Annotated in this window: 13 protein-coding genes; 1 reads left to right on the top strand and 12 read right to left on the bottom strand. The window is 30.2% G+C overall.

The annotated features are described in order from the left end of the window. From BM201_RS17680 to BM201_RS17660, 5 genes are all read right to left on the bottom strand, one after another. Nucleotides 1-262: IS630 transposase-related protein (locus tag BM201_RS17680; protein WP_139219286.1), on the bottom strand; the 262-nt coding region annotated here is incomplete at its 3' end. A 208-nt stretch (nucleotides 263-470) separates the two neighbouring features. Then, a complete protein-coding gene (locus BM201_RS17675) occupies nucleotides 471-1427 on the bottom strand; it encodes a hypothetical protein (RefSeq protein ID WP_092545105.1) in 957 nt (318 codons plus the stop codon). 169 nt (nucleotides 1428-1596) lie between these two features. Continuing rightward, nucleotides 1597-2598 carry a tetratricopeptide repeat protein gene (locus BM201_RS17670; RefSeq protein ID WP_092545103.1) on the bottom strand — a complete coding sequence of 334 codons (1002 nt, stop codon included), beginning with the start codon at nucleotides 2596-2598 and terminating at the stop codon, nucleotides 1597-1599. Nucleotides 2599-3378: 780 nt separating this feature from the next. After that, on the bottom strand, nucleotides 3379-3936 hold the full coding sequence (locus BM201_RS17665) for a hypothetical protein (RefSeq protein ID WP_175487089.1): 558 nt from the start codon (nucleotides 3934-3936) through the stop codon (nucleotides 3379-3381). 164 nt (nucleotides 3937-4100) lie between these two features. After that, nucleotides 4101-4976, bottom strand: coding sequence for a LysR family transcriptional regulator (locus tag BM201_RS17660; protein WP_092545099.1), 876 nt, complete (start codon nucleotides 4974-4976; stop codon nucleotides 4101-4103). Between the two features lie 107 nt (nucleotides 4977-5083). Here BM201_RS17660 and BM201_RS17655 point away from each other — a divergent pair, with 107 nt between their 5' ends. Then, complete coding sequence (locus tag BM201_RS17655; protein ID WP_245758695.1) at nucleotides 5084-5716, top strand: LysE family translocator; 633 nt, start codon at nucleotides 5084-5086, stop codon at nucleotides 5714-5716. 691 nt (nucleotides 5717-6407) lie between these two features. Here BM201_RS17655 and BM201_RS17650 read toward each other — a convergent pair. The 7 genes from BM201_RS17650 to BM201_RS17620 all read right to left on the bottom strand — a co-directional run. After that, nucleotides 6408-7100 carry a TlpA family protein disulfide reductase gene (locus BM201_RS17650; RefSeq protein ID WP_092545097.1) on the bottom strand — a complete coding sequence of 231 codons (693 nt, stop codon included), beginning with the start codon at nucleotides 7098-7100 and terminating at the stop codon, nucleotides 6408-6410. A gap of 181 nt (nucleotides 7101-7281) precedes the next feature. Then, nucleotides 7282-7821, bottom strand: a complete 540-nt coding sequence (locus tag BM201_RS17645; protein WP_092545095.1) for a hypothetical protein — start codon at nucleotides 7819-7821, stop codon at nucleotides 7282-7284. A 279-nt stretch (nucleotides 7822-8100) separates the two neighbouring features. Then, nucleotides 8101-8919, bottom strand: coding sequence for an RHS repeat domain-containing protein (locus BM201_RS17640; protein WP_139219282.1), 819 nt, complete (start codon nucleotides 8917-8919; stop codon nucleotides 8101-8103). A 218-nt stretch (nucleotides 8920-9137) separates the two neighbouring features. Continuing rightward, nucleotides 9138-9854, bottom strand: coding sequence for a restriction endonuclease (locus BM201_RS17635; protein WP_092545090.1), 717 nt, complete (start codon nucleotides 9852-9854; stop codon nucleotides 9138-9140). 11 nt (nucleotides 9855-9865) lie between these two features. Beyond that, complete coding sequence (locus BM201_RS17630; protein ID WP_092545088.1) at nucleotides 9866-10360, bottom strand: hypothetical protein; 495 nt, start codon at nucleotides 10358-10360, stop codon at nucleotides 9866-9868. Between the two features lie 188 nt (nucleotides 10361-10548). Continuing rightward, the gene (locus tag BM201_RS17625; protein ID WP_092545086.1) at nucleotides 10549-11154 is read right to left on the bottom strand and encodes a DUF3885 domain-containing protein; all 606 of its coding nucleotides are present in this window, start codon (nucleotides 11152-11154) and stop codon (nucleotides 10549-10551) included. Nucleotides 11155-11176: 22 nt separating this feature from the next. Further along, nucleotides 11177-11477, bottom strand: a 301-nt coding sequence (locus tag BM201_RS17620) for an integrase core domain-containing protein (RefSeq protein ID WP_139219280.1), incomplete at its 5' end; no start/stop codon positions are given.

The raw sequence follows: 11477 nt of genomic DNA, 5'->3' as shown, positions 1-11477 counted from the left end.
AGTCTTTGACAAATTCCAGTTCCTCTATTTTTTCTTTGAGTTTTTTGATTTCATCTTTCTTGCTCATCCCTTGTTTCTTTTGTTCTAAAGTACTGTATTTTTTTAACCAATAATAGATAGAAGCTCTGGAAACCTGATATTTATTGGCAGCATGATTGATTGAAATCTGAGCATTTTGAATCTGATCAATGATCAGTAGCTTGAGATCATAACCCACTTTTTTGTAGGAATTTTTTCGACAGTGTTGATTTTGTTCTTTCATTAGGTATAGTACTAAAAGGTTTAATTTTTAGTCAACCTATTTCAGGAAAGTACGTGTTGAATAATTACGCCTAACGGTCTTGTATAACAATCAGTTGCGGATTGATTAAAAACTAAGATAGCTAAAAATCCCGACTTTTATGCTTGCGCGGTTGTGTCCGCAGGACACAAAGCCGCAATTGTTGTTATACGGTGTTGTAACCAGTGCTTTATTTATCTGTAGGTATTCTGTGATCTTTACAATATTTTTCAATCTCTGAATCATTACTAAAATACTCATCGCAGAATTCATTAAGTTCTTTTTCTGTAGATTTATAATATCTTTCTTGAGCTGTAAGCAATTTATCAACTTGTTCGATAAAAACCCCAAACTCAGAATTAATCTTACAAAGCTTATCGATGGTTTTGAAATCGAGATCTCTATAAGTAGCAGGGTAAAGAATTTTACTTTTGTAAGGATTAGAATTTAATTCGATAATTCCAATTCCAAAAGATTGATTTAGTCTTTCCATTTCTTCTGAAAGACTATCGGAGAATTCAAATGCAACCAAGTAACCATAGTTAGCCCAGCTAGAATTAGAAACAGCTTGAAAAAAGGCTTTTTTTAAATCAGAGTCACTATTTATTTCTTTTTTTATTTCATAAGAACTCAACTTAAATGTATCAACTCTATTTATTGATTTCAAGAAATTTTGACTTGCTTTAGTTTGAAGATTTAAAAATTTAATTCCGACCATATCGGGATGACTCCATATTTGATTGCTGTCTTTTCCGTTGGATTGTTCGTGAAATATAGTTTTGGAATAAATTTGAGTGTTTTTGAGATAGCTACTTAGTAATTTATGCAAATCTCTTTCTAAATAACTTTTCTTATGATTTTTATAAGTTTTTTCTTCTGGAACACCGGCTAATATTTCTAAATCGATATTAGACTCATTTTTAGTTAAATAATAAGAGTAACTGCCATTATCTTGCTTAATTCTTTTCACTCTAGAATCTCCATTTCTAATAAATTCACCTAATTGAGCTGAAATTGTTGCTGGTGGAGTTTTAGCCTTTTTAAAGTCATAATATCCTTTCGATATGATATTGTCGTGAACATCGAGATAGTTTGCAAGTTTATTTAAATCATCTAAGCTTTTTAGAACAGCCTCTTTAATAGTCATTATAGTTGAATTATTTTTTGCATTGGTTACAACGGTTACGGTTATCGCAAGTTACGGGAGTAGGTACGCGGACTTGTCGGCTTTGCTGTTTTTATACTTGGTTTCTAAAATTACACTTTTTCGGCTAAACCCGTTATTTGCGATGAACCGATGTTAGGGAAAGTAACTTTTATTTCTCAAACCAGCTTGCAAACTGATTAAATTTATCTTGATTTTCTGCTAACCAGTTCGTTGCATTTTCTCCTTGTGAAACTGAGATATAATAACTAAAAGGTTCTACAAGATCAGATTTCGCAAAATCATAAAATACTGGAACATATAATTCCCACCAAAATCCATTTTTTTCATTTTTTAATTCTCCTAAAATTGAAAATATCGATTCATTATTATCTGCAAATAATTCGAGTTGGGTTTTGTCTTTATTTTCTTCCATTGAGTTTGAAGCTTTCTTCATGCTGATCATCATCTCAACAGCACTAAAATCTGAATCATCATTCATTGGAACATTAATGTTGATATTTGTCGGAGACGTTTTCTCTACTCCTAAGTCCATATAACTGATAAGACGATTATATTCTTTTCCAGATCTATTGGAATTGGGTTCTAATAGCAAGAAATAATATAATGGAAGCATCGCTTTTATTCTATTACCTTTTGTATCCATAATTTGGCTTAATAATAAATGACTGCTTGGATGAGTAGAATTATTTTCTATAGCCTTTATAACGGCATCATATGCTTGATCTATTTTACCTTGATTTAAGCTTGTAAAAGCGTAATTGTAGTACAGTAAGTAATTATCAAATTTTTTTATAGCTTTTTCATATACCTTAAGAGCTTTCTTTGGTTTACCTTGCATATCTAATGAGTTTGCAAGAGTTATGTAGCTAGGAAGTAAATTTTGATCATCTAATTCTATTGATTTTTCACTGTATTTTTCTGCTTTTTTATATTCTTCTTTTGAAAAGTATGAAAAGGCAATTTCGTAGTATATTAGACTGGAGTTTGGATCTATTTCTAAGGCTTTTTCATATTCTTTAATGGCTTTATCGTATTCTCCAGCATCGTGAAAAGCTATACCTTTTTCTATAGTTGTGTTAAGATTATTTTCTTGTGAAAAGCTTGTTATTGAAAAACAAAAAAGTAATAATAGAAGTAGTAGTTTTTTCATGAATCTATGTTTAAAATTATTTTCCCTAACGTCTTCGTATAATCGTCAGTTGCGGGTTGCTTGGAACTAAGATAACTAAAAATACTGAATATCATGCTTACGCGGTTTTGTCCGCAGGACAAAATGCCGCAATTGCTATTATACGTTGTTACCCAATGTAGCGATACGCTTTGATTGGTTTTCTTGTTCTTATCCTCTTTAAAAAATGTTGTCAGATTTATAGAATATCGACTTAGATTAGATTTCAACTTTTATTGTTTTTTCAGAGTAGGAGAGAAGCTTTTGAAGTTTAAAATTTATAGTAAAAGTTTACAATTTTAAGTTTCTCCAGCGTCTTTTTTAATTTTTAGTTGGATTTTTCAATTTAAATTTTGAGAGAGATTGGTTTTGCGTAATGCTTTCCGCGTTGTTGATGATTCTGAAGTTCAGATTTTGAGATTTTGTTTTCGTCCTTGTCCACTTAAAATCAGTTTTAGTGTCTAAAAAGAACAGTCAATTTTATCCAATATCAGTTTTTGTTTCATGGTTTTTTATTCCTGAAGGCTTTAAAATAATGTCCGATTTCATCGAATTTTGATTATAATTTTTTTGCGGTCAGTTCGGTTTTCAGGAAGTGTTTTTGTCCGGAGCTATTTTGGGTAACGGCTTCGATTATCGCAAGTAGCGGAGTAAGGGACGCGGATTTGTCGGCTTAATCTTTACTTACTTGGTTTCTAAAATTACACTTTTTTAGCTAAAAACCGCTATTTGCGATTAATCGTTGTTGCCCACAGTATTTTTTTAAAATGATATGTCATCTACTTCTTCAATTTCAACGTCTGGGAATCGAAATTCTTTATTATCAGGATAATAATGGTTCATAAATTTGTAATAATCTCTTACTTCTCCACCTTTATCTCCCAAACCGTCAGTGTAAAATATAAGAGTATCATTTGGTGATATAATTTTATAAATATACTGTCGGACTGTTTTGTCTTTGGTTCGTTCGATTTTATTTTTAAAATGTTTTTCAAACGAATTGTCAGTGTTTTTAATAACTTTTCTTGGTAGTTCATTCGTCCGCATCTGATATTTCCCTTCAAATGTCGTGTCCTCTTTAATTATTGTCTGAAGTATAATTTGATTATTCTTTTTGGTAATAGTTAATTCATCTCTTCTAATCCACCATTCCATATTCAGTTCCGCTAAAATCTTGACTGTGTCCTTTTCTGTCATTCGAGTAGTAAAATCAGATAAATTTTCAGTCAGCTTTAGATCCGACTTGTAGGGTTCCGCTTTTTTGTCCGTTTTACAACTTATAAACAGAAAACCAATTAATGTCACTAGAAGAAATTTCAATTTTAGTACGATTTTAAATATTGTGGGCAACGGTCTTGTATAACAATCAGTTGCGGATTGGTTAAAACTAAGATAGCTAAAATTACCGACTTTTATGCTTGCGCGGTTGTGTCCGCAGTACACAAAACCGCAATTGTTGTTATACGGTGTTAGCACCAGTTTTTTTATTTTATCTCTGTAAATTTAGCATATTCAACTACTTTTTTTATCGTTTTATTGAGTTCGTTTTTTCTCCAATTTACATATAAATCTATTTTTTCATCTAGTTTAATAAATCGCAAATTTTCAACTTTGGCTGATTTAAATGAAAGTGGTAGAATGGAAATCCCTATTTCTTTGGAAACTAGATTTAATATCATTCCGCCAAAGTCTGATTCCACTGTTGTTCTTGGTTCAAACCCATATTTATCAAACAAGCTTCTCAACAATGAGGCAAAAAATGTTGTTTGATGTAAGCCTGAAATAATAAATTTTTCATCTTGTAAGTCAGCTATGCTAGGTAGCGATTTTTCCTTTATCCAATGATTATTGGGAACGGCCAAGCAAATGGGTTCTGAATATAATTTTAAAGAATCAATATTTCCATTTTTAATTTTATCCCTACTAAAAGCTAGATCCGTTCGATAGTCCAATAATAATTTTTCGTGATTTTCATCTGTCGGTTCTGTCAGCTCTAATTTAAGGTCTGGTAAATTAGTGTTTAAAATCTTTAAAAAGTTAGGTAAAAATTCAAAGGTTATAGAACCGGGATACGTTATGGAAACAGTTCCTAAATTACCCGCATCAATTTTTTTTGCCTGCCTTATAATTTGGTCAAACTCGTTAATTTTCTCTGCCCAATGTTCTTGAAGAAATTTGCCCGAATTTGTTAATTTCACATTCCTTTTATCCCGTTCAAAAAGCTTTATTTCCAATTCATCTTCTAAAGCTTGAATTTGTCGGCTTAATGAAGATTGAGAGATAAAAACTTTTTCCGCAGTTTTCCAAAAGTGGAGTTCTTTAGCAAGTTCTAAAAAGTATTTAATTTGTTGAATTGTCATAAGTAATGCAGTTTTTGCATTAATCAATCAAAAATATGTATTTTTAAATAGAATCCCAAGTAGTTTCTTTGCTGAAAGTTTTTAGTTTAATTCAAAAAAAAACAGAAATGATGGGAATCGAAAATTTATTCACTTTTATGGTAACGGTTTTATTTTTCATAATGACGCCAGGAATTGATACAATATTTGTTTTGAATAAGTCTATAGTTCAAGGTCGCAAGTCAGGTGTATATGCTACTTTGGGTGTGAATGCAGGTGTTTTAACGCACACTTTATTTGCCGCATTAGGACTGTCTGTTATTATTGCCAATTCAGCATACGCTTTTACAATAGTTAAATATGTAGGCGCTTTTTATTTAATCTATTTGGGGTTTTTAAAGTTTAAAAATAGAAAGGATTTTTTACCGACAAATGATGAGAAGAAAGTGCAAGAAAAGGGTAGAAATGATTTTTGGTCTGGATTCTTGACAAATACATTAAATCCGAAAGTTGCATTATTCTTCTTGGCATTTTTTCCTCAATTTATAAACCCAACTCAAATGGATAACCCTGTTCCGTTCCTTCTATTAGGTCTTGCTTATGCTTTAATTGGAATTGTCTGGTTTTTAATTTTGACGGCATTTGCCAGTGTTTTTTCTCATAAAATCAAAAACAATCCAAATGCTGGTCTATGGTTAAATAAATTAAGTGGATTTGTATTTATTCTAATGGGAATAAAAATTGCATTAAGTAAAAATTAAATTTTACACCCGTCTTTTGTTTAGTCGGGTGTTTTTTTTCAAATTGGTGCTAACGGTCTTGTTTATCTTTCAGTTGTGGGAATTTAGGAAATGAAGATAATAAAAAGAAATGACTTTGACGCGTGAGCGTTTGTGTCCGCAGGACACAAAGCCACGATTGAAGATAAACGTTGTTGTCTAAAGTGCTTTTTCCGTCCAGATTTTCGATTCCACTTTATCATTTCTGATTTTCTTTGTTAGCTAAGTTTTAATATTTTTTTGAAAACGAATTTTAGTTTTAATTTTTTCTCCGCAAAGTTTTAAAAAATATAGTAGTGCTGAGAAATTTTTATCCGCAACAATTTATCGTTTTCAGTTTATCGAGTTTGAGTAATTTTTTCAGCTAAGTTCTATTTTCTTTAGGATTTTTAATCTTCTCTGCGCAAAGTTTTGTCAAACAGTTTTTCGTCTGAGTGATTTTATATCCGTTTAGATTTGTCAATTTTCTTTAAGTTTTCGCTTAAAAGATAGATTATTTTAGAAATGAAACTTGAAGTTTACCACGCTGTAATTATGCATTTTTGACAACGGTCTCGATTATCGCAAGTAGCGGAATTAGGGACTCGGACTTGTCGGTTTAATCTTTTCTAACTTGGTCTCTAAAATTACACTTTTAATCTTAAAACCGGTATTTGCGATTAATCGTTGTTGGTTACAGTAATTTTTCTATAATTTCCTCAAAATAATTAATTTCATATTTTATAATTTGGGGTTCAATATATCTTATTGTCCCATTTTTATCTATCAGAATATTTTCAGGATACGGATGGCTCGATATTTTCTCGATGAATTCTTTTTGGTTTACTAAATGTTTAAAATTAAATTCTTTTTTTTCTAAAAATTTTTTGACCTCTTTCTCTTCATTAAAAGTAATAGCAATAAAGTTTATTTTGTTTTTGTATTTTTCCTGAATTTCATTCAAAATTGGTATTTCTTTAATACATCCACTGCATGTTGTAAACCATAAATTTATAAACGTTGGTTTATCTGTTTTTCCTCCAATAATTAGACTTTCTCCATTGAGCAAATTAAATTTATGGCTTTTCAAGCTCAATCCTATTTTATCGTATTTCATTGATCTTTGAATGTATTTATTATCTATTCTCAAATCATATTTGAAAGGTTGAATTATAGAGTCACCATGCTTTATAATTTCTGGAAATATATAGCCTAACAAGGATTTTTCTTTAGCGGTATCAGGTACGAGGTTTTTATTGAATTGTTCAAACTCTAATTTAGTTAAAATCTCACCTGTAAATTCATTTCTATAGAAGTTAGGTTCAGGTTGATCTGAATTACAACTGACTAAAGAAAAAATTATTAGTATAAAAATCTTAAATTTCATTTTCTGAATTATTGTAACCAACTGTTTCGATTATCGCAAGTAGTGGAATAAGGGACACGGACTTGTCGGCTTAATCTTCTATAACTTTATGTTTAAAATTACAGTTTTTTATTCAAAACCGCTATTTGCGATGAATCGTTGTTACATAAAGTTGCGCTTCCTAAAAATTTCTTAGGAAATTCTAATTTTTAATTTTCTCCCTTATTTCATGATTATAATTGTATAAGATCATTCCTGATATCGTTACCCAAAACAATCCTCCTGTCAAATATTTATAGTTCGCTGGAGCAATTTCAAGAAACTTCAGAAAAACACCTATAGCTGCAAAAAATACTAACCCTAATTTTATAATATCTAAACTATTTCTATTTGATTTTTTATAAAAATGAGATGTATACAAGATTAGTAAGCCAATGATCGTAATCGATCCAATTATTTCGATTGCTTGTATATCATAAATATTGAATTCTTTTAGAATATTTATGATTAAAATTACCGCAAACGAAGTTCCAATAATTTTGATTAATTGTTTGAATTGATTCTTTATAAAAGTACTATTTATGTAGACAAAAATTACGGAAAGAAAAGTTGTCAGTCGATAGATATTACTGAATGGACTATACACTTCAAAATTAATTAAATTTACTTTAAGAAGTATAAATCCTATAAAACTGATTATTAGTCCAACTGGAATACCGTACTTGAATATCTTGTTTTTCATTGATTTATGTACTTAAAAAGTTAAAGTTGAAATTGTATTATTTTTTAAGCGTAGTTGTTATTTTCAAAACTTTGGACTAAAATAAAATATCTTTTTAAATATTAGTTGTTTTAAAGTATTTTCTAATCTGCGCAATTTTTTGTAACGGTCTTGATTATCGCAAGTAGCGGAGTAAGGGACGCGGATTTGTCGGCTTAAACTTTTCTTGCTTGGTTTTTAAAATTACACTTTTTTATTAAAAAACCGCTATTTGCGATTAATCGTTGTTGCCATGAGTTTTTATTCCCAAAACTCGTATTTGAAATACCATCCTACATAACCACCAATACTTTTTAATAAACCATTTTTATAGTAATAATAATACAAGGTATATTCATTCAGTCGATTGTTTAAAAAAGTGGATTTGACTTTAGATTTAATAAGTCTGTTTTCACTGTTAAATTGATTTTGTATTATTTTGTTTTCTTCAAACCGTTGTAAATCGTCATAGTCTTTATAAGACATGATTTGACTTTTTACTAAAGAGTCATTTTCGGAATAGGTGATTTTTTTCTTTTTTAATTTAGGGTTTAATACATAACCATAAAATTTATTGACATAAAAATCTTTATCGTATTCTTTAGTTTTATGATAAACTACTGCTGATTCTCTTTTTCGAGTTGTAGTTGTTTTAAATGGATTATAGAGATAGCTCTTATTGTAAATAAAATTCCCCAGGTTTTTAGTTCTGGAAATTAATCTATTATTAGAATCATAAACGAAGGTCGTTGAATCTCTTCCAATAGAATCTTTAATCTTTATCAAACGACCTTGATCATCATATTTATATCGATGAATTTCATCAATTTTCTTTGATTTTCTAGTTCTTCGATTGTATGATGCACTATATTTTATTGATTTAATTCTATTACCATTTTTGTCAAATTCGATGATCTCTGATAAGTCTTTTGGAGAATTTAAATAGACAATTATCCTTTTTACCTGTCGGTTTAAATAAATACTGTCTGGCTGCCACTTATTTTCTACCTGTGCAGATCCGATCATTGGGAAAATGAACAAAATTAAGATTGGAAGTAAAATTTTAGTGGTAAATCTCAAATCTCAAAAATTTATGGCAACGGTTTTGTATATGGCTCGTAGCGTGTAAATTAGCAATTATTTTTCAGTTGAGCCACAAGCCAGATTTTTAAATTTTACTATTTATCTTTTTTATTGGAACTCGTCAAATTTAAAAATTTGGCGACTTTCCAAATATGCTTTAACTTCGGTTAAGTAACTAATTAGCTATGAGCTATATACGTTGTTGTGTGTAGTTTTTATTCAAATAATTTTACTTGGTTAGGGTCAATAAATTCAGGTGGTTCATCTTTTTTGTCTTTTAAGTAGATATGTTCCTCCGTCATTCCACTTCCAATATATTCCGATTTAATTCCAAATACGTTTTCACACATACATTCTATATCTTGGTAATCAGTTCCGAAATCCATTATTTCTCCGCAACCTTGACATTCAATGTGTAATTCTCCACAATAGGAACATTGTCCTTGATGAATAAGGGTAATTAATCCATCCTTTACCAATGGAATTGGCTCGTCCCAAAATATGTGACCACGAGGAAATCCATCATCATTTCTGCACAATGAGCAATCTGTTAAGTCAAAATGATATTCGTCAAAGTCAATAAAATTGACAATATCTAATTTTATATCTCTGTGATATTTTTTGACTCTTTTCAATGCACTTTTTGAATAACCAATGTTTGTAATCATTATTCCAAGATGAGCACCAACATCTTCACAAAAGCCTAAAAAAGATTCTACAGTTTTAAGGTTTATTTTTTTACTAAATTTTTTACAATCAATTACAACTTTTAGCTCATTTCCAATTGATTGAGATGTGACTAAAATATCGATTTGCCTACTTCTTTCCGAGAATATTCCTTTTATTCTCTCGTCTTTTTTAATATCAGAATCGGGAAATTCTTCACGTAATTTTGCGAAAATTTGATGTTCATATTTTTCCCAATCTTTCATCTTAATCAGGTTTAGTTTCTTCTAATTCTCTTTATTTGGAAAAAATTAAATCTTCTTTCAGTTCCGTCTAATAATGTTATTCTTGCTGTTCCAGGCAAATGAGGTGGATTTGATGCCAAAGTACAATTAGTCATAACACCAACTAAAGATTCTTGTATCTCATCAGAGTTTTGAGTTCCAACATCAAAAATTAATGTTTTGTTCATTATTTCTGGCAAATTCTCTTTTGTATATTCTAAAGGATGTATGTAATTCGGTGGATAAACATCATTTATCAAGTAAGCAATTACTTCTTGTTTTGCGTGGTCAATACTATTATATATAAGTCGAACATCGTTGCTATCAACTAATTGAGTTCCATAGTTAATTTCATTCGGTTCTGTTAATTTATAGTAACATACAATTTGGTCTTCCTTTTCCTCAATTCCATTTTCTGTTTCTATCCTTACATTGTCAAATGAAAGCCAAACGTGATTTCTATTTATTGTTATTCTTTCTGTTGTCATAAATGTTTACTGGTTTTTCGGCACTTTCTCAAAATTACACACAACGGTCTTGTATAACAATCAGTTGCGGATTGATTAAAAACTAAGATAGCTAAAATTACCGACTTTTATGCTTGCGCGGTTGTGTCCGCAGGACACAAAGCCGCAATTGTTGTTATACGGTGTTGGCAAATCGTTTTTTATTTCCGTTACATTCCATCTTCTCGTTCTGAAAGCCAATCTTTATATTTATTTTTTAATATGTCTCTTTTTTCTTGATTTTCCACTATTATGTCCATTCCGCCATCATAAGGTGCTACAATACAATTCCTTTTCGGACAAACAAACATTGCTCGAAATTCATCATCCGCAATATTTTTCAATAGTTTGTTTTGAGAATTAATTCTCCAAGAATCAGGTCTGAAATAAACATCATAAAAAAAATCATCTTCATATTCCTCAGGATAAATTTTATGAAGTTCAATCGTTCTACTTTTTTTAAATTTTCCGTATTTAGATAATTCGGTTGAGATTTTGTCGGTCAATTCCATTTCGTATTGTCCTGAAACAATTATTATTTCCGTATTCTCTCCAATTAGTTCCGAAATCAGCTTGTTTTGTCTATCTAAAATTATTTTATATTCATCTTCCGATTTCGCATATCTTTTCGATTCGGGCAAACTGTGGATTCGTAACCATCTATTTGGATAAACACCTTTTAATTCGTGTCCGATTGGATTCGATTCTGGGAAATTTAAATCCCAATATTTATTGAATTCTATGCTGTTTGTATTATACTGAAATAGGTTGACCATTTTTGATTCAATTTTCGACAGATTAAATGGTCAATAGTTCTAAATTTTGTTTATTCCTTTTGTAGGAATGATATTCTATATTTCTATTCAAATGAACAAAGTTAGGGGTGTTCAACTTGAGGCTAAAATGCGGTCTTTTGTTGTTGTAAATCTCAACAGCTCTTTTGACCATCTTCTTGGCTAAGTTAGTATTTTTTATAGTTCGTTTTAAATCATATTCATATTTAAGTGTTCTGTTGATTCTCTCAGCCACGGCGTTTTCATAGGGATCGTACTTCTCGGTCATGCTCATTACTATTCCATGATCCTGAGCAAAGCCTGTA

This window comes from Zunongwangia mangrovi (assembly GCF_900112105.1).
Lineage (GTDB): Bacteria > Bacteroidota > Bacteroidia > Flavobacteriales > Flavobacteriaceae > Zunongwangia > Zunongwangia mangrovi.
The sequence above is the reverse complement of the archived record's forward strand: the minus strand, read 5'-3'. Positions and strand labels throughout refer to the sequence as shown.